At 36.0% G+C, this 26,672-nt stretch carries 26 protein-coding genes and 2 pseudogenes; 4 read left to right on the forward strand and 24 right to left on the reverse strand.

All coding sequences use genetic code 11. The features are described 5' to 3' along the window. Window positions 1–15 precede the first annotated feature (15 nt). The 15 genes from JZO69_RS11315 to JZO69_RS11385 form a co-directional block, all read right to left on the reverse strand. Window positions 16–1,161, reverse strand: coding sequence for an LCP family protein (locus JZO69_RS11315; protein ID WP_207112981.1), 1,146 nt, complete (start codon window positions 1,159–1,161; stop codon window positions 16–18). A gap of 110 nt (window positions 1,162–1,271) precedes the next feature. Next, window positions 1,272–2,120, reverse strand: coding sequence for a prephenate dehydratase (pheA, locus tag JZO69_RS11320; RefSeq protein WP_207112982.1), 849 nt, complete (start codon window positions 2,118–2,120; stop codon window positions 1,272–1,274). A gap of 12 nt (window positions 2,121–2,132) precedes the next feature. Further along, window positions 2,133–2,633: a shikimate kinase gene (locus JZO69_RS11325; protein WP_207112983.1), complete on the reverse strand. Its 501-nt coding sequence runs from the start codon at window positions 2,631–2,633 to the stop codon at window positions 2,133–2,135. A 14-nt stretch (window positions 2,634–2,647) separates the two neighbouring features. Further along, window positions 2,648–3,931: a 3-phosphoshikimate 1-carboxyvinyltransferase gene (gene aroA, locus JZO69_RS11330; protein WP_207112984.1), complete on the reverse strand. Its 1,284-nt coding sequence runs from the start codon at window positions 3,929–3,931 to the stop codon at window positions 2,648–2,650. A gap of 142 nt (window positions 3,932–4,073) precedes the next feature. Continuing rightward, a complete protein-coding gene (locus JZO69_RS11335; RefSeq protein ID WP_207112985.1) occupies window positions 4,074–5,171 on the reverse strand; it encodes a prephenate dehydrogenase in 1,098 nt (365 codons plus the stop codon). Window positions 5,172–5,199: 28 nt separating this feature from the next. Beyond that, window positions 5,200–6,366, reverse strand: coding sequence for a chorismate synthase (gene aroC, locus JZO69_RS11340; protein WP_207112986.1), 1,167 nt, complete (start codon window positions 6,364–6,366; stop codon window positions 5,200–5,202). 11 nt (window positions 6,367–6,377) lie between these two features. Beyond that, window positions 6,378–7,439 carry a 3-dehydroquinate synthase gene (aroB, locus tag JZO69_RS11345; RefSeq protein WP_207112987.1) on the reverse strand — a complete coding sequence of 354 codons (1,062 nt, stop codon included), beginning with the start codon at window positions 7,437–7,439 and terminating at the stop codon, window positions 6,378–6,380. A 41-nt stretch (window positions 7,440–7,480) separates the two neighbouring features. After that, window positions 7,481–8,503 carry a 3-deoxy-7-phosphoheptulonate synthase gene (gene aroF / locus JZO69_RS11350; RefSeq protein WP_207112988.1) on the reverse strand — a complete coding sequence of 341 codons (1,023 nt, stop codon included), beginning with the start codon at window positions 8,501–8,503 and terminating at the stop codon, window positions 7,481–7,483. 25 nt (window positions 8,504–8,528) lie between these two features. Continuing rightward, a complete protein-coding gene (gene aroE, locus JZO69_RS11355; protein ID WP_207112989.1) occupies window positions 8,529–9,398 on the reverse strand; it encodes a shikimate dehydrogenase in 870 nt (289 codons plus the stop codon). A gap of 445 nt (window positions 9,399–9,843) precedes the next feature. Continuing rightward, on the reverse strand, window positions 9,844–10,824 hold the full coding sequence (locus tag JZO69_RS11360) for an NAD(P)H-quinone oxidoreductase (RefSeq protein WP_207112990.1): 981 nt from the start codon (window positions 10,822–10,824) through the stop codon (window positions 9,844–9,846). A gap of 75 nt (window positions 10,825–10,899) precedes the next feature. Then, window positions 10,900–11,352: a hypothetical protein gene (locus JZO69_RS11365; protein ID WP_010764973.1), complete on the reverse strand. Its 453-nt coding sequence runs from the start codon at window positions 11,350–11,352 to the stop codon at window positions 10,900–10,902. Window positions 11,353–11,433: 81 nt separating this feature from the next. Further along, window positions 11,434–11,805, reverse strand: coding sequence for a thioesterase family protein (locus JZO69_RS11370; protein ID WP_207112991.1), 372 nt, complete (start codon window positions 11,803–11,805; stop codon window positions 11,434–11,436). Window positions 11,806–11,811: 6 nt separating this feature from the next. Beyond that, on the reverse strand, window positions 11,812–13,023 hold the full coding sequence (locus tag JZO69_RS11375; protein WP_207112992.1) for a CCA tRNA nucleotidyltransferase: 1,212 nt from the start codon (window positions 13,021–13,023) through the stop codon (window positions 11,812–11,814). Then, entirely contained in the window at window positions 13,020–13,808 is a 789-nt protein-coding gene (gene dapB, locus JZO69_RS11380; RefSeq protein WP_207112993.1) for a 4-hydroxy-tetrahydrodipicolinate reductase, read from the reverse strand. The genes JZO69_RS11375 and dapB overlap by 4 nt, the downstream gene beginning before the upstream one ends. Continuing rightward, complete coding sequence (locus tag JZO69_RS11385) at window positions 13,801–14,148, reverse strand: nucleotide pyrophosphohydrolase (protein ID WP_207112994.1); 348 nt, start codon at window positions 14,146–14,148, stop codon at window positions 13,801–13,803. The genes dapB and JZO69_RS11385 overlap by 8 nt, the downstream gene beginning before the upstream one ends. A gap of 115 nt (window positions 14,149–14,263) precedes the next feature. Here JZO69_RS11385 and JZO69_RS11390 point away from each other — a divergent pair, with 115 nt between their 5' ends. Then, window positions 14,264–15,154: a YitT family protein gene (locus JZO69_RS11390; RefSeq protein WP_207112995.1), complete on the forward strand. Its 891-nt coding sequence runs from the start codon at window positions 14,264–14,266 to the stop codon at window positions 15,152–15,154. An 85-nt stretch (window positions 15,155–15,239) separates the two neighbouring features. On the opposite strand, the gene JZO69_RS11395 is transcribed toward JZO69_RS11390, so the two are convergent. The 3 genes from JZO69_RS11395 to JZO69_RS11405 are packed head-to-tail and all read right to left on the reverse strand — an operon-like array spanning window position 15,240 to window position 18,097. Then, complete coding sequence (locus JZO69_RS11395; protein WP_207112996.1) at window positions 15,240–15,779, reverse strand: ReoY family proteolytic degradation factor; 540 nt, start codon at window positions 15,777–15,779, stop codon at window positions 15,240–15,242. 8 nt (window positions 15,780–15,787) lie between these two features. Beyond that, window positions 15,788–17,047 carry a tetratricopeptide repeat protein gene (locus tag JZO69_RS11400; protein WP_207112997.1) on the reverse strand — a complete coding sequence of 420 codons (1,260 nt, stop codon included), beginning with the start codon at window positions 17,045–17,047 and terminating at the stop codon, window positions 15,788–15,790. 3 nt (window positions 17,048–17,050) lie between these two features. Beyond that, a complete protein-coding gene (locus JZO69_RS11405; protein WP_207112998.1) occupies window positions 17,051–18,097 on the reverse strand; it encodes a hypothetical protein in 1,047 nt (348 codons plus the stop codon). Window positions 18,098–19,648: 1,551 nt separating this feature from the next. Between JZO69_RS11405 and JZO69_RS11410 the strand changes: the two genes are divergently transcribed. Further along, window positions 19,649–20,782, forward strand: coding sequence for a C47 family peptidase (locus tag JZO69_RS11410; protein WP_207112999.1), 1,134 nt, complete (start codon window positions 19,649–19,651; stop codon window positions 20,780–20,782). A gap of 11 nt (window positions 20,783–20,793) precedes the next feature. On the opposite strand, the gene JZO69_RS11415 is transcribed toward JZO69_RS11410, so the two are convergent. The 3 genes and pseudogenes from JZO69_RS11415 to JZO69_RS16880 form a co-directional block, all read right to left on the reverse strand. Next, a complete protein-coding gene (locus JZO69_RS11415) occupies window positions 20,794–21,189 on the reverse strand; it encodes a hypothetical protein (protein WP_207113000.1) in 396 nt (131 codons plus the stop codon). A 102-nt stretch (window positions 21,190–21,291) separates the two neighbouring features. Further along, window positions 21,292–21,459, reverse strand: a pseudogene (locus JZO69_RS16875) (SH3 domain-containing protein); the annotation flags it as partial. A 138-nt stretch (window positions 21,460–21,597) separates the two neighbouring features. After that, a pseudogene (locus JZO69_RS16880) lies at window positions 21,598–21,753 on the reverse strand (peptidoglycan amidohydrolase family protein); the annotation flags it as partial. A 288-nt stretch (window positions 21,754–22,041) separates the two neighbouring features. On the opposite strand from JZO69_RS16880, the gene JZO69_RS11430 reads away from it, so the two are divergent. Continuing rightward, window positions 22,042–22,191 carry a hypothetical protein gene (locus JZO69_RS11430; RefSeq protein ID WP_207113002.1) on the forward strand — a complete coding sequence of 50 codons (150 nt, stop codon included), beginning with the start codon at window positions 22,042–22,044 and terminating at the stop codon, window positions 22,189–22,191. Window positions 22,192–22,212: 21 nt separating this feature from the next. On the opposite strand, the gene JZO69_RS11435 is transcribed toward JZO69_RS11430, so the two are convergent. The 3 genes from JZO69_RS11435 to JZO69_RS11445 all read right to left on the reverse strand — a co-directional run bounded on the left by JZO69_RS11435 (window position 22,213) and on the right by JZO69_RS11445 (window position 25,594). After that, window positions 22,213–22,488 carry an HU family DNA-binding protein gene (locus JZO69_RS11435; protein ID WP_010761417.1) on the reverse strand — a complete coding sequence of 92 codons (276 nt, stop codon included), beginning with the start codon at window positions 22,486–22,488 and terminating at the stop codon, window positions 22,213–22,215. A 247-nt stretch (window positions 22,489–22,735) separates the two neighbouring features. Next, window positions 22,736–24,046, reverse strand: a complete 1,311-nt coding sequence (gene der, locus JZO69_RS11440; RefSeq protein WP_207113003.1) for a ribosome biogenesis GTPase Der — start codon at window positions 24,044–24,046, stop codon at window positions 22,736–22,738. Between the two features lie 207 nt (window positions 24,047–24,253). Beyond that, complete coding sequence (locus tag JZO69_RS11445) at window positions 24,254–25,594, reverse strand: aldehyde dehydrogenase family protein (protein ID WP_207113004.1); 1,341 nt, start codon at window positions 25,592–25,594, stop codon at window positions 24,254–24,256. A 272-nt stretch (window positions 25,595–25,866) separates the two neighbouring features. On the opposite strand from JZO69_RS11445, the gene JZO69_RS11450 reads away from it, so the two are divergent. Beyond that, the gene (locus JZO69_RS11450) at window positions 25,867–26,643 is read left to right on the forward strand and encodes a response regulator transcription factor (RefSeq protein WP_207113005.1); all 777 of its coding nucleotides are present in this window, start codon (window positions 25,867–25,869) and stop codon (window positions 26,641–26,643) included. The last annotated feature ends 29 nt before the right edge of the window (window positions 26,644–26,672 follow it).

Genomic DNA, 26,672 nt, shown 5'->3' on the forward strand with positions numbered 1-26,672 from the left:
ATTTAAATAAAATACTTACTGTCCAAGGAAATTTTGAACCGCTGTTTGGTTCGTTCCTAAATCAATTTCCAGTACACTGCCAGCATAATCATAGTCTGCATTGCTCCAAGATCCTTCAACAGGAACTGTTAATCGTTCGATTCCGCCCCCGCCTTTTAGCATCGATGGGCCGTTTTTCAACATAAAGCTTGTAGGTACATCCGTGGACATATAACCAACTAAACGTCCTAAAGACTCCGGCGTGCGAATCAAAGCTAGAGGATTTTTCAATTGTCCCATAACTGCGGTCATGACTTGCTGCTGACGTCGAACACGTCCGAAATCGCCTTCTTCATCTTTTCTAAAGCGTGCATATTGTAACAATGTGTGTCCGTCCATTTTTTGCTTACCTTTAGCGATATCCACACCATCTAAATTCAAATCTTTTTCAGCATCGATTTCGACACCACTTGGAAACATCGAGTCAATAATTTTTTCGAATGATTGAAAATCAACTTTAGCATAATATCTACATTGAATATCAAAGTTTTCAGCTAGAGTTTGGCGGACTAAATCCGCTCCGCCTAAAGCATAAGATGCATTGATCTTATTTGCATCATATCCAGGGATATCAACAAAAGTATCTCGCATAAATGAAATCAGTTTAGGCTTTTTAGATGGACCATCTAGTTGCAACACCATTATAGTATCGGCACGACCAGAATCTTCTCCTCGTGTATCACTACCTAAAATCAAAATATTATTAGCGCCATTCGCACTCTTTACTCCGTGGAATGTTTCAATCGCTTCTTTAGGTAAAGAGTTGTCATTCTCAGCATAAGATTTCCCTTTGAAAAAGAAACCTACCGCTAATACAATCAGTAATATCAAAAATAAGAAAATTCTCTTAGGCCAACTGAATCGTCTCTTTTTTCTTGGTTTTTTTGGTTTCTTTTCTTTTTTGGAGAATTGTTTGTTTTTTCCTTGTGTATCAGCTTGTTCATATCTTTGTCTGGGATCACCAGCCATTGGTTCTTGATAAGGGCTTGATTCTTGTTCTTGATAATAGCTATTTCTAGGTTCTTCAGAATAATTTTTTTCTTTTCTAGGATTAAATCCATTTCTTTCTTCTACTGGTTTTGCTTTATCATGTATATGTTTATAACGATCCACCCGGCTCATTACGTCCACCTCACTTAAATTAACAACAAATATAAGCATACCTTATTTTGCTGAAAATTCCTATTAGATAGTTGAAATTTAACAAAAAATAAAAAGACCTTTTCAGATCTTTATACTCCGTTGATTGGATGAATCGCATAATTTCCGAATATTTTCACTGTTCCACCCATTAAACGTATTTCTTTTATCGCATTATCTAGTAATTGTTGTGGTTTTTGAACATTTATATCGATTAAAAAGAAATATTCACCCAATGTGGTTTTTAGTGGTCTAGATTCAATTTTGCTTAAATCTATTTCTCGCCAACTGAATGCGGACAAAGCTTTGTGCAAAGCGCCTGGCATATTATCTGGCATAGTTAGTGCGATCGTCAACTTCTGCTCTTTTGATTGGATAGGTAATTCGACTTTTTCAGCACCTAAAACCCAAAAACGAGTTTGATTGATCGCTACATCTTGAATATTTTTACCGACAATTTCCAAATCATATGCCTGAGCAGAAAGTTTCGGTGCAATTGCGGCAATTTTTTGCTCTGGATGACTAGAAACAAAATTTGCAGCATACGCAGTCGATGGTGTTGCTTCTAAATCAGCCATAGGAAAATGGGTACGAATAAATTCTTGTGACTGTGCTAATGCTTGAGGATGAGATAAAATTTTTGTTGTTTCCAGCCACGATTCCTTGTTATTTTTTGTCACCATTAATTGTTGATAGATTGGCAATACAATTTCTGCTCCCACAGGAATCGTTGTTTGGTGAAAAAGATAGTCGACCGTCGTATTAACCGATCCTTCGATTGTATTTTCAATGGGAACTACACCTAAATCTACTTCACCAAATTCAACACCCTTTATACAAGCTGGGATCGAATGATAAGAAACTAACTCTTCATTTGGGAAAGCAGTTTTTGTTGCAGTGTGAGTAAAAGATGCTTCTGGACCTAAAAAACCGACTTTCATTCCTTCACCTACTTATATATTTTCTAAAATTACAGATACGATTTCTTCTGGTGTTCGATTGTCTGTATCTACTACTAAACTGGCACTTTCTTCATAAAAAGGAATTCGTGGTTCAAAGACTTTTCTGATTTCATCTGGAGATTTTGAAACAACTAACGGTCTAACGGTTGTATGGTCATGCTTCAATCTAGGAATAAATATTTCTGGTTTTGTTTGGAGATAAACAACTGGTGCCATTTGTTTTAACAGTTCCCGATTTTCCGCTCGCATAACGATTCCTCCACCAGTCGACACTACTTGATTGTGGTCTAGATAACGTTTTAAAACATTCGTTTCTCTTTCTCTAAAGGCTTCTTCCCCATGCAAATCAAAAAACTCTTGGATCGTCATACCAATTTCTTCAACTATTTTATCATCAAAATCAATGTGTTCCATTCCTGTTTTTTCTGAAAGCAGCTTTCCTACGGTTGTTTTTCCCGCTCCCATAAAACCAATTAAAATAATCCCCTTCATGTACGTTCCTCCGTTTATTGATATAGTTTGTTTAGATCATCAAAGAATGCTGGATAAGAAACTGAAATCGCCTCAGCTTTGTCTAATCTAACGGTTCCATCGTTAACTAAAAGAGCAGCAATTTGGAGCATCATTCCTATGCGGTGATCTCCATAACTGGTAACATCAGCGCTATGCAGCGGTGTTTTCCCGTGAATGATCAGCCCGTCATCTGTCGGTTCGATATCTGCCCCCATTTTATTTAGCTCATTGGCCACAGCATCGATTCGATTAGTCTCTTTTACTTTCAATTCTTCCGCATCACGAATAATTGTCGTTCCTTGTGCCTGAGTTGCTAACAAAGCGATGATCGGCAATTCATCAATCAAACGTGGAATAATCTCGCCACTGATTTCAATTCCTTTTAATTCACTGGTTTCAACCGTTAAGGTTCCAGCTCTATTTTCTTCACTACCCGTTTCTTCAATGCTTAGTTTTCCACCCATTTGTTGAATAACATCAATAATACCGGTGCGAGTTGGGTTTAAGCCAACATTCGTTAATACAATACGACTATCTGCAATAACTGATCCAGCGACCAAGAAAAACGCGGCTGAAGAGATATCACCTGGTACATTGACTTCTTGCCCAACTAATTGTTGTGGACCACTGATATGAATTTCTTTACCTGACACAGTAATTTCTCCACCAAACTGACGAATCATATCTTCTGTGTGATCACGTGTTTTTTCTTTTTCTATAATAACTGATTCTCCTTGAGCTTGTAATGCTGCAAAAAGAATTGCTGATTTGACTTGTGCGCTGGCAACAGGCATTTGATAATTAATCGGTTGTAAACTGTCTGTTCCTTTTACCGTAAGTGGCGGAAACTCCGTTCCATCATGACCGGAACAACTAGCTCCCATCTGATTGATAGGTAACATCACTCGATTCATTGGACGTTTGGCAATTGAATGATCGCCAAATAATTCTGTAGAAAAAGGGGTGCCCGCTAATATTCCCATGATCAAACGAATCGTAGTACCTGAATTACCAACATCGATTGCTTGTTTGGCTGGTTTCAATCCTGAAATTCCAGTGCCGTGGACGGTGATAATTTCCCCATCATCTTCTATTTTCACACCTAAATCTTGAAAAGCTTTTAATGTGCTTAAACAGTCGTCACCTCGTAGAAAGTTTTTAATTGTTGTTTTCCCTTGTGCAATTGCGCCAAACATAATACTCCTATGGGAAATCGATTTATCACTGGGAATAGCGATTGTTCCATTTAAACCAACTTTATTGATTACTAATTCCAAAATATCCCTCCTAATTTTCACGACCTAACGTGCTTGTTCAGTTTCGTCTGAACAATAGGAAAATTCACCTCATTTAAAACTTATCTTTTTCCTGAAAAACTAGTCAGAAAAGCAGATAAAATCTAAATGAGCTTATCCCCTTTTACTTTTCATAACACAAATAATTTGTTTCTCTTTCAATATATTCCTTCGCCTTTTTTAAATCTTCTTCGCGTTTAAAGGTTAATTGTAAAATACCGTAAATATCTTCACGGGTTTCAAGGATTTTTAAATTGATTAATGACAATTTTGCTTTTCCAAGTAATCCTGTAATTTCAGCAATGACACCAGGAACGTCCGGTACATCCACAAATAAGTCGTGAAAGGCCGGGATAGCCCCTTCTTTATGAACAGGCATTTGATTTCTGGTTTCTTTTGCTTCATAGAAAAATTGATAAATCGCTTCTGTATTTTCAGTTTTAAGCCATGATACTACTTGCTCCATTTCAGTTTGCCAGATGGTCATTAAATCTAATAATGCCGCTTTATTGCTTAGTAAAATATCTGTCCACATCTGTGGATCTGAAGAAGCAATTCGTGTAATATCACGAAACCCGCCAGCAGCTAATTGTCTAGAACGAGGATGTTCTTCATTAAAGACTTTACTCTGGTTCACTAAACCAGCCGCGATAATATGTGGTAAATGACTGAGCATTCCTGTAATTTGATCATGTTCTTCTGGAGTTAGAACCACAAATTTTGCTCTTGTTCCCTTTAATAATCGTTGCAATTCATCAACTTGAGATTGCGCTTTTAACTTAGGTTCAGTTAAAATATAGTAAGCATTTTCGAATAGATTTTCATCTGCAGCAGTAACGCCAGATTTATGTGAGCCTGCCATGGGATGACCACCGATAAAAGTTTTTAACCCAGCTTGTTCGGCAGTCTCTATAATTTCAAGTTTAGTACTGCCGACATCAGAAATAATTACCCCTTCTTTTAATGACAATTGCCCGAGAGTTTTTAATTGTTTCAGCATGCTTTTAACTGGCGTACACAAGAAAATTACATCTGCTTGTTCAGCAGCAAGTTCAAACGATTCCCCTCTTTGATTGATGATTTGTCGTTTTAAGGCAAACATTTCAGATTTTTCTAAGCTGTCGATACCAATGATCGTTACTAATGGATGTTCTTTTTTTATACATAATGCTAACGAACTGCCGATCAATCCTAAACCGACAATCAAGACCTTTTTGTTCATTCCGCTTCACTCTCCATTTATAATTTGATTAAAACGATTGAGTATAACGGCGATATTGTTTTACTTCTTCTTTCATTTGGTCAAAAGCATCGCTGCCAAATTTTTCTAGCATAGCTTGAGCTACTTCAGTTGCTACAACAGCTTCACAAACGACACTTGCAGCCGGAACAGCTGTACTATCAGAACGTTCTACACTTGCTTTATATGGTTCTTTTGTATCGATATTTACGCTTTGTAGTGGTTTGTATAATGTAGGGATAGGTTTCATGACCCCTCTAACAATGATCGGCATTCCGTTTGTCATACCACCTTCAAAACCACCTAGATTGTTCGATGTTCTTGTATAACCAGTTTTTTCATTCCAAATGATTTCATCCATTACTTGACTACCAGGCTTAAAGCCCATTTCAAAACCAATACCGAATTCAACACCTTTAAATGCATTGATGCTGGTTACGGCTTGTGCTATTTTTGCATCTAGCTTGCGGTCCCATTGCACATAACTACCTAAACCAATCGGCACTCCGCCAACAACGACTTCAACGACACCGCCAATCGTATCTCCATTTTTCTTTGTTTGATCGATCAAATCACGAATCGCTTGTTCTACTGATGGATCAAGAACACGAACATCTGATTTTTCCGAACGTTCTTGAATCTCTTCAACTGTTAAATTATCTGGAATTTCTGCTTTGATGCCACCTAATATTGCAACATGACCAGCTACTTCAACATCCAGTTCTTTTAGTAATTTCTTAGCTACTGCACCAATTGCCACTCGCATCGTTGTTTCGCGTGCAGATGAACGTTCTAGGACGTTTCTTAAGTCATCATGCTTATACTTGATACCGCCAACTAAATCCGCATGTCCTGGACGTGGCTTGTTTACTCGGCGAATTTTTTTCTCTTTTTCTGTAACTTCTTCAATAGACATCACAGAAGTCCAATTCTTCCAATCTTTATTTTCAACCACCAGCGTTACTGGTGAGCCTAATGTTTTCCCATGACGAATGCCGGAAGTAATTCTTACTTGGTCTTTTTCAATCAACATTCTGCCGCCACGACCATATCCGCCTTGTCTTCTAGCTAATTCTAAATTAATGTCTTCAGGTGATAAAGGCATTCCTGCTGGTAAGCCTTCAATAATTGCTGTTAATTCTGGTCCATGTGATTCTCCCGCAGTAATAAAACGCATATATTTTCCCCCTAGTCTAAATAACTCTTCATTTCTTCTATTGGAATACGAACGATTTTCGCTTTGCCGATCGATTCAAGTAAAATAATATTGATTTGACCGCCACGTGTTTTTTTATCATGAGTCAATGCAGTATATAATTCCTCTTTGTTCCAGTGCTCAGATGTAATTGGTAAATGGAATTTTTGGATCATATCGTTTAGTTGCTCAGTTGTTCCAGCTGGTGTCAGTGTTTTTTCTTCTGCAATACGAGTGATTTGACTCATTCCGATTGCAACCCCTTCACCGTGAGTTAAAATGCCATAACCTGCTGTATTTTCCAATGCATGACCAATCGTATGACCAAAATTAAGTAGCAAACGGACACCATTATCCAATTCGTCAGCTTCAACCACAGTTCTTTTTATCTTGCAACAAGCAGCGATGATCTCAGTGGCATGCGTTAATAAATCATGTTCATCTTTTAACGCATCCAATTGTTGCCATAACGTTTCATCTGCAATTGCGGCAGATTTGATAATTTCTGCGATTCCTTCACGAACTCGTCTTACTTCTAATGTAGTTAGGGTGTCCGGATCAATCAAAACGCCATCCGGCTGTGCAAATGTTCCCACTAAATTTTTTGCTTTCGTTGTATTAACAGCCGTTTTACCGCCAATACTGCTATCGACTTGGGCCAACAACGTTGTTGGGACTTGTAAAAAATGCAGACCTCGCATATAGGTTGAAGCAACAAAACCAGCTAAGTCGCCAACAACGCCGCCGCCAAGTGCTATGATCCCATCACTTCTAGTGAGCCCTTCATCTGCAAGAAAATCATAAATTTCAGCAGCTACGGACAAGCGTTTGCTTTGTTCTCCTGCATCAATTACAAAGGTAGAAGGATCAAAACCAGCTTCTTTTAAACTTTCTTTAACTTGATCACCATATAACGGCTGAACATTTGTATCCGTTATAATCACAATTTTTTGCGGCAACCAGAGTTCTTTTGCCCATTGCCCAATATTTGCCAACAATCCTTTTTCAATAGTCAAATCATAAGAATGATTTGGTAAAGTTACTGTAAGTTTCATCTGATCCAACTCCTATTTTTTAGTGCAGTCTTGTACTATTTTTACCCTAAGGCATTAATTTCCTTCATTGCTTTTTCGATGATGTGAACTTCTTCCATCATGCGCATGTATGTTTTTTCGTTTAATGATTGTGGACCGTCAGACCAAGCGTTGATAGGATCTGGATGAATCTCAACAATCAATCCATCTGCTCCTGCTGCGACTCCTGCACGTGCCATTGAAGGAACAAGATCCCAAATTCCTACACCGTGACTTGGGTCAACAATAATCGGAAAATGACTTAATTTTTTAATTAACGGAACAGCACTTAAATCAAGTGTGTTACGCGTTGCAGTTTCGTAAGTGCGAATACCACGTTCGATAAAAATTACATTGAAATTTCCTTGAGCAGCGATGTATTCTGCTGCATTTAACCACTCATCAATTGTACCAGAGATTCCTCGTTTTAAGCCAATTGGTTTACCTGTTTTACCAACAGCTTGTAATAATTTAAAGTTTTGCATGTTTCTAGCACCGATTTGTAAAATATCACTGTATTGAGCAATCATATCAATATGTGCTTCATCCATAACTTCTGTAATGACTTTCATATCAAATTCATCTGCAGCTTGGCGGATGTATTTCAATCCTTCTTCTTCTAAACCTTGGAAAGCATATGGCGATGTTCTAGGTTTAAAAGCACCACCTCGTAAGATTGTTGCACCGCCTGCTTTAGCGATTCTGGCACATTCGCGGATTTGATCCAAACTTTCGATTGAACATGGACCTGCCATCATCGTCATGCTTCCGTCACCTATTTTAACGCCATCAACGTCAACGATCGTATTTTCTGGATGAAACTCTCGACTAGTTAGTTTGTATGTCAAAGATATTCTAACTGCATTTTCAACACCATCGTAACTATTGAATGCCACATCCTGCATTTTTGTTGTGTCACCAACCAAGCCAATGATTGTTTGTTCTTTACCTTCACTTAAATGAACCTCTAAACCTTCTTTTTTTACTCGTTCGATCACCGATTTAATTTGTGCTTTGGTTGCTTCTGATTTCATAATTACGATCATTTGTTTTCTCTCCTTCAGTGTATGATTAGTTATTTTCAATAATTGGTTTAACGATATCTATTGGCATTTCTTGTCCTGTCCACTTTTCAAATGCGGCAGCTCCTTGGTACAATAACATGCCTAAACCATTGTTCGTTTTTGCGCCACGCAAACGCGCTTGTTTTAAAAATTCTGTTTCTCTTGGTGTATAGATAACATCGCAAACAGCTAAGTCTGGACGTATGATTGAAAAATCTTGAATCGGTGTTTGGTTTTCTAATGGTTTCATGCCAACACCAGTTGCATTCAATAACAATGCGCTTTCCGCCACATCTTTTGCTAGGGAATCTTGTTCAGCTAAATCTTTTAGGGTAATGATACATTCCGTGTTATCTGAAATGTATGCTAACTTCGTCTTGATATTATCGTAAAAATCATCTTTTCGATTGTACACAGTGATTTCTTTTACACCATCCAAAGCGGCTTGTACGATGATTGCTGTAGCTGCTCCGCCAGCACCAATGATCGTCATCTTTTTTCCGATAATATCTACATCGATGTCTTGTATGCTTCTCATAAAACCAGTACCATCAGTGTTATGACCTGTCAATTTTCCATTATCGTTGGTGATCGTATTAACTGCACCTATCAAGCGTGCAGCTTCGCTTAATTCATCCATATAATCAACCGCTGCTATTTTATTAGGCATGGATAAATTTGCACCTATCATGTCTAAATTTCTGATTGAATCAATCGCTTGCTCTAGCCCATCTGTTCCCACTTCAAAAGCTAGATATACAGCATCAATATCTAAAGCTTGAAATGCTGTATTGTGAATCATTGGTGAAACACTGTGACGGATCGGCGTAGCAAATAGTGCAGCCAATCTCGTATGTCCTGTGACTTTATTGTCCATCTTAATTCCTCCTCAAACGTATTTTATTCAAACAAAAAAGGTATTCACGTAAATTTTTAGAAAAATCTACAGTGAACACCTCACAAAAAATAGGTAATATAAAAGCCACTATAGATTTTCTCATCTACGCGGCTGAAAGTCATCTCAAAATCCCCTAGCCATCATAGATACAAACTTGCTAGTCTGCATCCATAATGTTATGAATACAAACTCATCTAAAATAGCTAAAGTAATAATTATTCAGTTGTAATTGGTTATGCTTCATGGTTGTCATATGAATCACTCCGTAACTGATTTATTTAAGAATTGTTCTCAGTATATACCTACCTCACCTAAGTGTCAACATATTTTTCTTATTAATAAAAAAATCCTCTTGCTGATTGAATTGAAAAGGTTTAAAACCAACTGATTATCAGCATTTTATCTTTATATGGCTGAGTTTGAATTACTCGTTGATTTTCAATATGATTTTTCCTTTATTTTTATTTTCCAGCATATATTGATGGGCCGCTTCTACATTTTCAAGCAAGAATACAGAATCGACTATAGGCTTCAATTGACCTGATTCAAATAGTTTAGTGGTTTTTCTTAAAAATTCTTTCGTTAATTCAGCTTTGTACGCATCACTACGTGGAGTCAGCATGGTTCCTTTAACAGTTATTCTTTTTTCCAGTAAAGTCATCAAGTTAACTTCTTTCACAAGCGAACCTCCGAGAATTCCAATCAGAATCAAGCGTCCGTCATATGCAATACTAGCTAAATTAGACTCCCAATAGGAAGCACCTACAAAATCTAAAATAAGATCGACGCCCTTGCCTTCTGTCTCTTTTTGTACGATTTGAGGAAAGGCTTCTTCTTTATAATTAATAAGAATATCTGCGCCTAACGAGCGGCAAAATTCAAGTTTTTCAGGAGTTCCTGCTGTTACAAAAATTTTAGCTGAGGTTAATTGTTTAACTAACTGTATGGCAGCCGTGCCTACACCGCTCGCCCCTGCATGAATTAATACAGACTCCGTAGACTTCAATTCTCCTAACAAAAAAAGTGTTTGATATGCTGTAAGAAACACCTCCGGAATTGCCGCACCTTCTTCAAAAGTCAACTGTTCTGATAAAGGCATTGCATTACCGATGTTCATCACAGCATATTCTGCATAACCGCCACCATTGACTAGCCCCATGACACGGCTTCCTTGAGGAAAAAGCTCCGAATCACTTTCAATGACGATCCCTGAAACTTCTACTCCTAAAATAGAACTGCCTTTAGGCAACTTTCCAGTTTCTTTTGCCATTAAATCTGTTCTATTAATTGCGGCTGCTTCGACTTTGATCAGTAATTGATTTTCTGTTCTTTTAGGTAAGTCGACCTCATGATTCAGTTCTAACTTCGCTTGTTTTTCTGTAAAAGATAATTCAATTGCTTTCAATTTTTACACCCCATCATAAAAGTTAAAAAAACCGCAGAATCTTTTAAAAAGAAATCTACGGTCATCAGTTATTTTTTAAAGTTCTTCACCATACACATCATCAACAGTTTGTTTCGGATCGATCACGATGTATAAGCTTTTTGTTTTTTCGCTGACTTTAGTAGATTGATAAACATTGTCTAAACCTTCGTCAGTTTTATCTTTGTATGGGAAATAAACTAAATCTGGTGTACCAGTTTTGTATAAAATTTCCATACGCTCGATATCTTCATATTTTAAAGCGCGGGCGAACATACCTAATTCTAGCCCACCAAGGTTGATATCATGTGTTTGAACATGGTCTCCTTCTTGGAAGATCTCGATTTTAAAGCCTTCACATGGATGGATTTCCATAAATTCGCTTCCGTGGATACGACCAAAGCTAGTTGTGATTTGTTTGATCCATAGATCTCCGATAAAACGGCGACCGATCGTCCAAGTTTCACCATTTCTAAAATAAAACTTCAATCCTGTCATTTCTCTACTCATAACATAAGTCTCCTTACTAAAATAATTTCTACAAAGTTAAGTTTAGCATAACTTTCATGCTAGGTCACACTATTCGCATCTTTACTTAGCAAGTGCTAGTTTATTCAAAAAAACATCTGTTAAGATAACAGCTCTTTGATGAATGCCTGATGCTACGATTTGTTCACCATCAAACACAGTAAAAGAAAAGTTTATCTTCGATGTTTCTTGAGACTCAACTTTTACTTTAACAATGATTTCAGCCCCAACTTTAGAAGGACGCAAATGTTTTGCATCGATCAATGTACCGACACTGGTCTCTTCCGGAGCCAGTTCTTTATGCAAATATTCTTTTGACGTATTTTCAACCATTGCGATCATAGCCGGTGTTGCCAATACTTCTAAATCACCTGATCCGATTTCTTTTGCAGTATCTTTTGCGCCAACAACGAACTTTTTAGAAAACTCTTCCATGATTATTCACTCCTTATCGATCATTTCATTTGCGAAGCTAAGTAACTTTTCTTTGTTATTTAGTATTTGCTCATTCACCACAGCTGATTCAATCGTTTCTATCATATCACCTAACCATTTACCTGGTTTTTTATTAAAGTAAGCCAGTAAATCATTTCCAGTTACAGCTAGTTGTTTTCTGTCGTGAATAGGCAAACGTGAATAACGTTCTTTTACTTCTTCAAGTTTACTATTTTGTCCATAATAAAACAATAGTTTTTCTACAGATAAAGCTGACTTCAAGCCTAAATTAAATAGATCCAATGGCTGCCAATCTGCTAAAAGTCGTTTATCCAATCCATAAATAAGTTGCTGTACATCATGGATTGTTTGGTTAGACTGTTTCCATGCTTTCATGAAATTTCGGATTTGATTATCTTTTAACTGCATTGTTTTAAGTAACAAAGCCCATGCTTGACTTTCTGTTTCAATTTGCTGATTCGGCAATTCTGAAAAATTGAGCAATGCCTCACCAAATGTTCTTAGCTCTGGACAATATTGATAACATTCAGTCTCAATAAACGGTACCAAGGCTGCTTTTCTATTTTTGCCCAATAATAATTTGATAAACTCAACTGCAATCCGTTCTACAGAAATTTTAGCAAGCAAAGCATGGAATTCTTGAATAGCGGCCAATGTATCTGCTTCAATTGTAAAATCTAATTGACTAGCAAAACGCAATCCTCGCATCATTCGCAATGCATCTTCATGGAATCGCTCTTTAGGATTTCCGACTGCTCGGATAATTTTCTGATTCAAATCAGACATTCCATCAAATAAATCTATGATCTCCCCATTAACATCCATCGCCAAAGCATTAATTGTAAAATCGCGTCGCTTTAGGTCTTCTTTTAATGAGCGAACAAACGTCACTGTATCTGGACGTCTAAAATCCTGATAAGTAGATTCTGTTCTAAAAGTAGTAATTTCATACTGTTCCTCACCGACCAAGGCAAGGACGGTTCCATGATCGATTCCAACGTCGATCGTTCGAGGAAAAATTTGTTTGATTTCTTCTGGGTAAGCACTTGTGGCAATATCAACGTCATGAATCGACTGATTCAACAACGCATCGCGAACACTTCCACCAACAAAATAAGCTTCAAAACCATGCGCTTGGATTTCTTTCAGCACACCCGCTGCTTGAATAAATTCATCAGGTATAATTGCTAATTTCATAATAAATTTTCCAATCCGTAGACTAATTTATCTAAGTGAACGACTTTTTCACAACCTAAAGCAACTCCAGTCATAAATGAACTGCGATCATAAGAATCGTGTCTAATCGTCAAGCCTTCTCCAACACCACCAAATTGTACCTGTTGATGTGCAATCATGCCTGGCAAGCGAACACTATGGATTTTCATGCCTTCAAAATCTGCGCCGCGTGCACCTTCGATCAGCTCTTTTTCTTCAGGATGTCCTTGTATTTTTTTTGAACGAACCTCACTCATCATTTCAGCTGTTTTGATGGCTGTTCCACTTGGTGCATCTAATTTATTGTCATGATGAAGCTCAATAATTTCCACATCTGGAAAATATTCCGCTGCTTTTTGAGCAAATTGCATCATTAAAACTGCTCCAACCGCAAAATTGGGTGCAATCAAACCGCCTACTTTCAATGTTTCTGAAAGCTCCGTCAACTCTGCTAACTGCTCTTCTGTTAAACCTGTTGTTCCTACAACGGGTGAAATTTTGTGTTCTATAGCAAAATGCGTATTTTCATATGCTACGGCTGGAATTGTAAAATCGATCCAAACATCAGGCTGAACGGTAAGAACCTCTTCTTTTGTCTTAAAGATTGGTACATCGATCATTTGGTACTCAGCTAGTTCTTTAAGACTTGTTTTTTCTTCAAATGGATCCAGTACACCCACTAATTCAAATCCCTCATGATTTAAAACCATCTTTGTGGCAGTTGCTCCCATTTTCCCTTTAAAACCTGCAACTAAAATTTTAATCATTTGTTTGCCCGTCCTTTCGTTCAAAACGATATTTATCCCGTTTGTTGAATTTATCCATATTTCGTTGAAATGCCTCGGTTAAATCTATATCCAATGAATTTGCCATGATCATCGTAACAAATAATACATCCCCTAATTCTTCAGAAACTGTTTTTGGTTTTTCTTCAGCTTTCTTGGGTTTTTCACCATAATAGTGATTGATTTCTCTAGCTAATTCCCCGACTTCTTCTGTTAATCGTGCCATTTGGCTTAATGGAGAAAAATAGCCTGTTTTAAATTGCTGGATATACACATCCACTTCTTCTTGCATAGAATGAAGCGATTGATTTTCATCTTTCATTTTACCCCAACCTTTCTTACTAATCATCTTATCAAAAACTACGCAATCTGGAAAGGTTCTACTTGTTGTTTTATAATGAGAATGATAAAGTGAGTACTGGATAAGGAGGTAAAAAATGGAAGAAAAAAAATTTTATATAAAAGATGTTCTTTTGATTTTAGCGGGAACATGCCTTTATGCATTCGGGTTAGTGACATTTAATATTGCCAATGATTTAGCTGAAGGCGGAGTTACAGGGATTACTTTGATTTTACGTGCACTTTTTTATATTGATCCAGCTTATTCTACTTTGATCATTAATATTCCGCTTATTTTGATTGGGGGAAAAATTTTAGGCAAACATTCTTTTTACTATACGATTTTAGGAACCGTTTCTTTATCAGTCTTTTTATGGTTGTGGCAACGTTGGCCAATCGAAGTCAATTTGGATCACGATCTACTGATTGCCTCATTACTTGCCGGATTAGCAGCTGGGATTGGCAGTGGTTTAGTCTATCGAGTTGGCGGAACAACTGGCGGAACTGATGTAGTTGCTAGAATTTTAGAAAAGAATTACGGCATCAGCATGGGCCGCTCATTGCTAATCTTCGATATCTTAGTTTTGATTCTTTCTTTAAGTTATATCGATGTCAAACGAATGATGTATACACTGATTGTTTCCTTTGTTTTCAGTCGAGTTGTCGATTCTGTTTTAGATGGCGCGTATGCAGCTAAAGGAATGCTGATCATCTCTGATCACACAGAAGATATTGGCGAAGTGATCATGGCAATGTTAGAACGCGGTGTAACGTATTTAAATGGCCAAGGCGGGTATTCTCAAGTTGATAAAAAAGTTCTATACGTTGTTGTCAGCCCAAGTGAAATCATGGAAATTAAACGAATTGTTCATGAGCTAGATGCAAAGGCATTTATCTCAGTAATCAACGTTCATGAAGCCATTGGAGAAGGATTTACGTATTCTAGACCAACCAAAACATTATTTAAGCGTAAAAAGCAATTTAATTAATAGAAGAAAGCTATTGAGTAATACAACAAGGTTGAAACAGACAGTTGGTCCACTGTTTTGTTTCAACCTTGTTTTTTTGTGTTTACTAAACGCTCTTTAAATGATTCAGTTCATCCGTCAACTCTAAAAAAGCATCATAGTTATTGTCTTCTAATGCTAAATCAATCTGACTATACAGCAAATCGATTTTTGCTTGTTTTTCTTCATGCGCAAAGAAATTGTTGATACTTTCAACTACTTCTTCACTCACTTGTTCATTCCAACGAGCGTATGGATTGTCTTCTAAAATCGATAAGTATTGGCTGTTTTGCCAAGATCCGTCAAAAACGCATTCGATATATAACGCTTCTTTCCAGTTCATACGAATTTCATGAAAAATCTGATCTGTATCCGTAAATACTTTTCCTGATAGGAACAATCGGATAGGTTCTTCTTCCATTTCTCTTGATGTAACTTTTAATCCACGAGCTGCTTTATCGGCTTGCTCTATAAAATGTACATTATTTAAGATAGCTTCATGATTGATCAAATAGTTTAAAATCCATAAAACTTCTCTTTGACTAAAAGAAATATTGTTGACTAACCAAACCAAAAATTCTTTCTTATCCGAGACATTGACAAACATCGTATCACCTATCTTTCTTCAATATCTTCTAGCAATGATTCTGCTTCATTATCACCAGGCTCATGCTGTAGATAGTGTTGTAATAGTTCCTTCGCTTTCGCTAATTGACCTTCTTCTCTGAGGAAAACAGCATATTCTTTTAAAAACTCCGGCTCATGAGACAATTCTTGGTAAGCTTGTTCATAATGGACTTTTGCTAAATCAAACTCTTCTAACTCATTATAGGCATGAGCTAGATTCCACTCGCCATACGGATGTCCTTGTTCATCCATTTGTTTTACAACATCGATCACTTCATCAAATCGTTTCTCGTTTAAATACAAATTACTTAACGTCAATCTTGTTTCATCTGTTTTCTCGCCAAGTTCTAACGCTTGTTTTAATAGCGCTTCTGCTTGTTCTGTATCGTGAAGTCGGTAAGCATTCTCAGAGGCCAACTGATACAAATCTACTTGGAAAGGATTTTCTTTGATTCCTTCAGCTAAAACGGTACGAGCTTCTTCTAATTGTTCTTCTTCCTGTAAAGCTTCGCCTAATGATAAATACAGCGATTGATAATGTGGGTTCAATACTCTTAATTGCTGCAATAAAGCAATTGCTTTTTGATTTTCATGAAGCTGTAAATAAGTAAAAGCTAATTGGAATAACCGATCATCAGTCTGTCCTTCTTCTAATGCTTTTTCCAAAAATGGAATCGCTTCTTCGAAGTTTCCAGACATACTATAGCTACTTCCAACACGCTCGTTGATCGATACATTAGAAATTTCTGTCACTTGAGCTTCAAGTAATTCTCCATAACTTTCACAAGCTTCTCGGAACTGTCCGTTCACAAAGTACAATTCACCTAAGGCAAATAAAATCAGTGGCTCATCTGGCAACAGTCGTTGCGCTTCTTTTAATTTTGCTTCACTTACTTCTGGAATGCCAATCACTTGATAGAGATCTGCTGTAACAAGCAAGCTTTGAACATAGCTATCACTATCTTTAGCTACTTTCTCTAAATAAACAAACGCATCATCGATCTGATTGTTCTCAATCGCAATCTCAGCTAAAGGAATATTCAATCCATCCGCGTCTGGAAAAATTGTCAATAAATGCTCAAAAACTAATTTCGCTTCTTCTAAAAAACCAAGTGACAATAACTCTTCCCCTAAATCAGCAAGTGTATCATCGTCATCTTTTCTAATTGCTTCTGCAAGCATCAATTGAGCTTGAGCTAACTCTTCTTCATGTATAGCCTGTAACATTTTTTCACTGTATGTCATCATAAATTACCCTCTGATTTCTTTTAAAATAGTTTTGTATTTTTCTACTGTTACCAATAAGTCTTCTGCATTAGGTTTTTGCGCTTGATCGATTACACCAACTTCTTTCAAAAGAACGGCAGTTTCACCACGATCAACACACTGTAAAATCCCCTCCACATAATCACTGACTAATATTTGTTCTGGAAAATCGATCGGATAGCCTAAATGGATTAACCATATCATAAAATTTTTGTAATGAAACGAAAACTGATTGCTTTCTTGAGACCATAACAGCTGCAATAAACAACCTAAAAACCGTTTCATGTGACCAGATAGTAAATGGCCATTGGTTGTTTCAAAAAAGCCTTGTTCAAACAAATGACCAAATTGGTCGATCGTTTGACCATTTATTTCATAATAATGTATCATTTCATCCAGCATGCCAGTAAATGACTGCTGATTCAATCGTGTTGCATCACTATAATTTTTGAAAAGCATTCGTAAAAAATCATGGCTACAAACTAAGCCGCAACGAATAAAAACAAGGAAATCAACTACTTTTCCAGCTCCATGATCACTTGTTAATGTCCGATCATAGATTATTTTTTCTGCTAGTACACTACTTTTCAAAACGGGATGATTCAGTAATTCTATTTGAACTTCTGGAATCAAACTTTTGCTTAATGACTGCACTGAAAGTGGCAATAACCAACATTCAGAAGTCAAAACAGATGTTTTATGTAGAAAATTAGTCAGCTGAACAACCCCTTCATTCCCTACACCCAAGAAAACAAATTCTTGCTGTTGATCAAAATCTGATAAAAATAATAATAGACTTTCTAATTCGTTCATATTATTACAATGGACATCATTCTTACAAATATACCAATCTATTTCTTGTTTGTCATCAAAAAGCTGAATCAATTTATCCGAAAATAAATCATAATAACGTTGGTTGGTGATCATGAAAATATGCTTCAATCCAACTGAAGCCGATTTAAGTTGCGAAGCAAACGTTTCACCGTAAATGATTGTTGCTTGCAGGTGATTTTTATTATAAACCAATTCCATGGAGAACACCCCTCTTCCCTATTTTAACATTAGTTGTCACAAAACAAAAAGGGGGATGATTTTTATTTTTGGAAATACAATAAACTTTGCTCAAAGATAATCCTTCTTTTAATTTTCTTAAAGAACAGGCATTATAGATTCATTATTTTGTTATAGATGTTCTAATTTATCTATGTAAAAAATTCTTAATTATTATTTATACTTAACTTGCTTCAAAAAAGCTGGTTTTGAGAACAATAGCGCACTTCTTAAAAACTAGCAATTTTGAAGTAACATAGTGATTCAGTCTGATTTGAATAATTAGCACTTTGCAATGTTTATAGTTAAACAATTAGCATTAGACATAGTTGATTATTCTTTATCGAGGATGGGACAGAAGTGTTTAATCCCGAGAAAATAAGAAGGGATTCACGAAAATTACTCTTCAAATTTTTGTAAATTCCAGCTTATTTCTGAAAGGATTACTTCTGCTCCCACCGTTTATCCAACTCACTTTTAACTTCTTTATAGAACAGAGTGAAAGGACCCCCGACTTCTCAGGGGTCCTTTTACTCTGGTGTTCCTATCAAAGCTATATAGCTATCTATGTTAACGATGCGCATATGTTTTACATCAAATTGCCCTCTACTATTATAGTCTCCTTTTATCTCAATTTCATATTGGTGCATCGGTAGCGATAGTACGTACCTGGCAAACGGTCTGTTTTTAATGACACAATTAATGCAGACATCATTTTCCCAAATTAACATCCCTGTTATAGCATAAGGCTTTTCTTTGAACACCTTGATATGGGTTAATAATCCTGTGTGAGTTTCCATAACTTTATCATACACGAAATAATTGCTATGTCCACTCTCTTGTTTCTACTAATTTATGACTAAACAAAAAATCGAAAAATTTTTTTCATAATGCTTATATGTCTGAAACCACGTAAAAATCTATGTAAAAGAAAGAACCCTTGACTAATCAAGAGTTCTAAGAACTGTCTTATTTAACAGCATCTTTCTATAGTATTTCCTTCTAAGTCCCAAAATTGACACTTCTTTACAAACCCTTGCTCTCGTGACTGTTCGATATGTGTAGTAAAAAAATCAAAAGCTTCTTGCCCCTCTTATTCATTTTCAAATTGAATCAGCTAAGATAGCTCTATCCCCACCAATTTTTTCCAAATTTAACTTATGTGCAATTATTTTAGAAATACTAACCGTCATATTAACCCCTCCAATTATTCATTACCATATGCTATCTACATTAAACCAGAATAAAGCTAACAAAAAAATATCTTCATTATATTTCATAACATATATACTGAACTTTAGGTTATATCAAAAAAAGAAAGAGAACGCTAGTTCTCTTTTGTTAAAAATCTATGTCAAAAAAATTGTAAAGTTCTCAGCAGAAACACTATGTACAGGCTCTCCCCATCAAAGAAGACCTTTATCTACACTCTCTAACTCAGTAATTCTTCACTATTGACAACAACATAATGTTACCATATAGTTATATTTATAAGACTAATGATCTTGTATAATTATATCGAGGAGTGATTTAATGTTAAGAAAAAAATGGTTGGTTATTGTTATATGTATTTTGGGTCTATTCTCTAGTAAAGAAATTGCTTTTGCGACTGAAAATAAACTCAGTGTTTCGACCCCTCCAATAAGCGAAGAAATTAAAGTTTATGCTAAAGAAAATGTATCATTTTATTTAGCTGGATTTCTATCACTTGAAAACAAAACTATCAATACAAAAGATTATGATTTATTAGAACCCTTTCAAATGGTTAGCGAGAATAACGAACAAAAAACAAATATATTTCCGATAACAGAAGATGGAGTTGTTACGTATGTGCTTTATCTAAATGAATCTGTCGAAGGTTCTTATGATATTAAAATTTCTAAATTCTTAGCTGAAAAATTAGAATCTTTACGAGCTGAGAAAAGAAATGAAGATAGTGTTTCATTCATTGAAAAAAACGGTGATATATACATTAAACATGGTTCTCAGATAGAAAAAATATACGTTTCACCACTTAGGCCAGAGACAGAAGATCAAGTAACTTCAGATTCTTTAAATACAGAATTTGAAACAGCTGACACTGAAACTTTACCACTTGAGACACTATCTGATGTCAAACCTACACCTAACATTGGGCAAAGATCAATAACAAGCGATAGATATGGCACTAAAATTAATTGGCTAGTTCATGAAACTCAGGGTCAAAACTCTTGGTGCTCTGCCTATGCTGCAGCAATGATTCTTAATAATAAAAACGATGCTAGACCAACAAAGGTAAGCGATATGGTTAAATGGGGAAAAAAAGGGAAAAATGACGCATTTAGTTATACAGATGTTATTAAGTACGCCAATACAAGAGGAGTATATCCTTATTATGTAGGTCGTCCAATGAATTGGAATGAAGTTGAAACACAGATTAAAAAAAGTAATGCCATTTGGGGAGCATGGGAAGGAATTTCTGGGAAAGACTATAAAGGATTATGGCATGCTATAGATATCGTTGGTACTTATCAAACACCAATATGGGGTCTAGTCGGAGTCACTCAGGTAGCCTATGTTGTTTGGAATCCTTGGTATGGCGGTCTTGAACTTTGTAATGCAGATAACAACACTTACAGCGTAATCGGTGGTACTTTTGCTTGGCGATATTCCGTTACAAACTGGTAATTAAAAAAAGACTATTCAAAAAATGAATAGTCTTTTTTTAATATTATTGGAGCTGATATGCTTGGCTCTCCATTTCTATTCGCTGCAGCCGAACTAAATGATAACGATAATTCATTTTTCTTTACAAATCGGAAAGTGTATATTGTATCATCGTTTGATCCCACAACTCTCAAAAAACCATCTTCACTCATACTCATATCTAACTCATCACCACTTGATAAATTTTTATCAGAAAGAAATAAATTGATTTCATTTCTCTCTCTAGCTTTTGTAATACTCACTTTCAAAGTCCCATCAACACTAATCCATGATCCTGTGAAATCTTCTAGTTTATAACTTTTCTCTATCAGTTGGCATCCAGATACAACGGTCATCAAACTCAATATAATATATATATACTTCTTCATAAGCACCTCTTTACTTAAAGTTCTATTTAAATAACTATACACTTATAATAAAGTAGTTCAAATTCGATTTCAATCTTATTTTAATTTCATGTCGTTAAATTATCAATTAAAGAATCTTTTCCCCCATATTGTATCGACCTGTCCATCATCTGGACCAACAGCAACATAGCGACGTTTACCGCTGCTTTCAACATAACTGATCCACGCAAACCCATTGGCCATAATATAGCTATCATACGGAATTACCATACCTGCACTATAATAATCTAACGCTGGACTTGCTTCATTATCTGTGTTAGTGTCGGCGCTCGCTACTAACTATTGGTCTGGATAAAAAATACCGCTCATGGGATTTAATCCTGAGGGATTTTACGCTTGTGGTTTAGATGTGCTTTGTTTTGGCTTTAGCGGCTGTCCATTAAACTCCCAGATATAATCATGGTTGTTTACCGTGATACCATTAAAACCATAATTACAATGGATTATATTGTCATTGTCATCGATAAAGATACCTGTATGACCTGCAGCGCCACCTGAATTACCACGATCGCCCCAGATAAAGACAGCCCATAAGCATGGAATGAAACTACTCGGATATTAAAAAAATTACTGATAAAATTAATGAAGTTAACAGAACTGATTTATCTTTAAGTGAATTAATTGATAACTGTACAAAGAACACCGGAAAACATTACGCCCTACTTCTCAAGTTGTGTATGCCTCAGTCATTAAGCGATTTAAGCAGTTCGTTCCTGAGGATTTGATGATTCCCATGTAGACTCTAAACTCTTCCAGAAAGTTTTAAATGAGATGTATTTCGCAAACGAAACCATGAGCCGGATGAGATCAATCATGAACATGGTAATGGATTATGCCGTCAGAATGGAATATATTACTACGAGCCCATTGGTAAATGTTAAAACACCGAAAAAAGCAAAAACGTTGGACGATTTACAAAAGCCGGCATTTACACAAATATATAAAGAAAGAACCCTTGACTAATCAAGGGTTCTAAGAACTGTCTTATTTAACAGCATCTTTCAACGCTTTACCTGGTTTGAACGCAGGTACTTTACTTGCAGCGATTTGAATTTCTTTACCAGTTTGTGGGTTACGTCCTTTACGAGCCGCACGTTCGCGTACTTCAAAGTTACCAAAACCGATTAATTGAACTTTTTCACCTTTAGCAAGAGATTCTTGGATTGTTGAAAATACAGCATCCACTGCTGCAGTTGCGTCTTTTTTAGTTAAACCAGTTGAAGATGCAACGTTTTCGATTAATTCTGCTTTATTTGCCATGGATTATTTCACCTCCTCCACAAGGGATAGGATATCTAAAAGATATCTAATTTACGTTTATTTTTGAGTGGTCCAAAAATGACGTACAAATATTGAATTGGATCAATATTCTGTTATCACGATATCATAGGAAGCTTGTAATAGCAAGGTTTTTGATGCGTTTTAACCAGTTTTTTCTAAAAATATCATTTTTTTTTATAACTCAATGAATTTATTTGTACATTTGAAAAAAGTGTGGTAAAATGCGCTATTTCCGTCTTCTTGGGATGATTTTGATTGGTGTTCCTTCAAACGTAAATGCTTTACGAATTTGGTTTTCTAAGAAGCGTGCATATGAAAAATGCATCAATTCTTCTTCATTTACAAAAATAACAAAAGTCGGCGGTTTAATAGCCACTTGGGTCGCATAAAAGACTTTCAATCGTTTCCCCTTATCAGTTGGAGTTGGATTGATTGCGATGGCATCCATCACAACATCGTTCAATAAGGCAGAAGGAATCCGCATATTTTGATTCACACTAACTAATTCAATCAGTTCTGGTAATTTATTTAAACGTTGTTTTGTTAATGCTGAAACAAAAATGATTGGCGCATAATCTAGATATTGAAATTCATCACGAATCTCTTCTTCAAAATCACGCATCGTATTTGTTTCTTTTTCAACGGTATCCCACTTATTCACAACAATAATAATTCCACGACCTGCCTCATGAGCATAGCCAGCAACTTTCTTATCTTGTTCACGGATACCTTCTTCTGCATTTAAAACCATTAAAACAATATCTGAGCGTTCTATCGCACGCATGGCACGCATCACACTATACTTTTCAGTACTTTCATAGACTTTACCGCGTTTGCGCATACCTGCTGTGTCAATCATTAAGAATTTTTGACCTTCTTCAGATTCAAAATGCGTATCGATCGCATCACGAGTCGTTCCTTCAATCTCTGAAACGATCACCCGATCTTCACCTAGAATTGCATTGATCAATGAAGATTTACCAACATTAGGACGTCCAATCAAACTAAATTTGATCGTATCTTCATCTTCTTCTTCGATTTCAGTTGAAAAATGTTTGACTGCTTCATCAAGAACATCTCCAATTCCTAAACCGTGGCTTCCAGAAATAGGGAATGGGTCGCCCAATCCTAAAGAATAAAACTCATAAATTTCATTTCTCATCTCAGGATTATCAACTTTATTTACAGCTAAAATCACTGGTTTGTTGCTTCTGTATAAAATTTTTGCAACTAATTCATCAGCATCCGTAACACCTTCTCTGCCGCTTGCTACAAAAATGATCACGTCCGCTTCTTCAATAGCGATTTCAGCTTGATGTTTGATCTGATCCATAAATGGTTCATCGCTCAAATCGATACCGCCTGTATCTATGATGCTAAACTCGCGTCCCAACCACTCTCCTGTGGCATAAATACGGTCTCTTGTTACACCTGGTGTATCTTCTACTATAGAAATTCTCTCACCAGCTATACGGTTAAAAATCGTCGATTTCCCAACGTTCGGGCGCCCGACAATTGCAATTGTTGGATTTGCCATTCAAATTACCTCCTTGACAAGTTTTCAATCCTTACTAGTTTACCTAAAGCTTGTCTAAGATGCAAGAAAAACTAGTGAAATATGTCAATTAACTCACCGAAAAACAGCTATTTTATAAAATACAAAGAATATCCTGTAATTGCCTAACTTCCAAAGTTACAATTACAAGATATTCTATTTAAACTATTCTTGCTGATTTATGACGATCTATTCAACACCATAAGCAATACGTTTTACGTTCATCAAATGATGAGCTGTTACATTATCCGTTGTACTGCTTCCACCCATTGCCCCGCAACCTAATGTCATTGAAGGCGCTAATTTAGTTGTTGCACCAATTGCACCTAATGCACCTAATGTGTTTACTAAAATACGTGAAGCTCTCATTTCTAAACCAAATAGTTCTGCATTAGTATCCGTTGTTGTGTGAATCACTGCCGTATGACCTGTTCCCTCATTTGCTAATAAAGCTTTACACGTTTTCACACCAGTTTCGAAAGAATCAACTGTAAATAGACCTAAAATTGGTGTTAATTTCTCTCTTGAATAAGGATTGTGGTGACCGATTTCTGTTTGTTCTGAAATCAAAATAGATGTTTCTTCCGGTACAGAAATACCCACTAATTTTGCCACATCTGATGCACTTTTCCCAACAATATCAGGATTCAGTGTGCCTGTATCTCTCAAAATAAATTGACTGACTTTTGCAGATTCTTCTTCGTTCATAAAATAAGCATTTTTAGCTTTTAATTCTTCAATAACCGCCTCTTTTACCGTTTCATCTACGACAAGTGCTTGTTCTGATGCACAGATTATTCCATTATCAAATGTTTTACTACTGATGACACAATCAATCGCATGAGCAATATCTGCCGTAGCATCGATCAAGACAGGAACATTACCAGGTCCAACACCAATCGCAGGATTTCCTGAACTATATGCTGCTTGAACCATTGCTTTTCCACCTGTAGCAAGAATCAGTGATACATCGGTATGCTTCATCAAAGCGCTAGTCGCATCTAATGTCGGTTCTTGAATCACTTGAACCAACCCTGCAGGAGCTCCTGCTTCAACTGCCGCTGCCTCAATAATTTCCACAGCCATTAAAATAGATTTTAGTGCTTTTGGATGTGGTGAGAAGACAATTGCGTTTCTTGTTTTTAAGGCAATCAAAGATTTAAAAATAACTGTTGCAGTTGGATTTGTTGACGGAATCAAGCCTGCTACAACCCCTAAAGGAATTCCAATCTCAATGATCTTTTCTTCCTTACGACGATTAATTACACCTACAGTAGGTAAGTCTTTGATGCTCTCATAAACTTGCTCACTCGCAAAGGTATTTTTGATTATTTTGTCAGAAACTTTTCCGAATCCTGTTTCTTTATTTGCTGAAATTGCCAATTTTTCTGCATTATCTAACGTTTTTTGATATACATTTTTTACAACGGCATCCACTTGCTCCTGTGTAAAAGTTTCATATTCTATTTGTGCTTTCTTTGCCGTTTCAACTAGTGTTTCGATTTCTTTTACCTTGATTATTTCAGTCATGTTAAACACTCCTTCATCTTTTGTGGTTCATTCTTCACCATCTATAAATCTCTTTTGATTTGTTAAACGCTTACAAGTTCATTTTAATCTATTCTATCCAATTTGTTAGGGAATATTTTAAGAAGATTATGGACAAAATTTACCTTTTACTGTATTTATTTCACAAACATTTACACTTGAAAGGTTAATTTATTCAAGGTATTATAGAGTAGTAGAGGAAATTTCACAAACAAAAAAGTGCAATTATTCCGTCAAAGAAAGAGGGGTTACATATGTGCCGATTATTGATTGTTAGTAATGATACCAATGAACAAAAAAAGCTACAACAATCTATCAATGACTCATTCATGAATATAAAAATTCTACCTCCAGCTAGAACTGAACAAGAGGCTCTAAGTATTGCTGAAAAACTTCTTCCAGAAATTCTCTTGATAGCAATTGATCATCTAGATATCGATGGTTTTATTGTTAAACGAAAAATAGTACAGGAACTTCCAAATATTAAAGTAATTATTTTAACTAAACGAGATGATTTTCAGAGTATTCATCAAGCATTGAGATGTGGCGTAGTTGATTATTTACTATCACCTGTTGATCTAACTGAATTAAAGTTTGCGATTGATCGAAGTGTAAAATCTTTGAATCAGGTTTCTTTAATGGATGTCTTGAATAATAAACCTACAGTATTAGCCAAAGAACAAATCAATACTATTCTTGACTACATTCATGATCATTATGATGAAGAAATAAATTTATCGACTTTAGCAGATATCATGCATTTAAATCGGCATTATGTTAGTCGCTTTTTTAAAGAAGCCGTGGGCATGAATTTTATTGATTACTTAACTGCTTATCGAATAGAAAAATCCAAACAATTATTGATGAAAACAGAAGAATCGATTACTGAAATTTCTGGAACAGTCGGCTACATCGATTCTACTTATTTTAGTAAATTATTTAAGAAAAAAGTTGGTCAATCTCCTCACCAATTCCGTAAGCAATATCGTGGAGAACATACACCAGCAGATTTACGAGTCATTTATAATTAGCACCTCAAAAAAGCGACTGAGCGATAACT

It is taken from the genome of Candidatus Enterococcus ikei (assembly GCF_017316105.1).
In the GTDB taxonomy this organism is placed as follows: domain Bacteria; phylum Bacillota; class Bacilli; order Lactobacillales; family Enterococcaceae; genus Enterococcus_L; species Enterococcus_L ikei.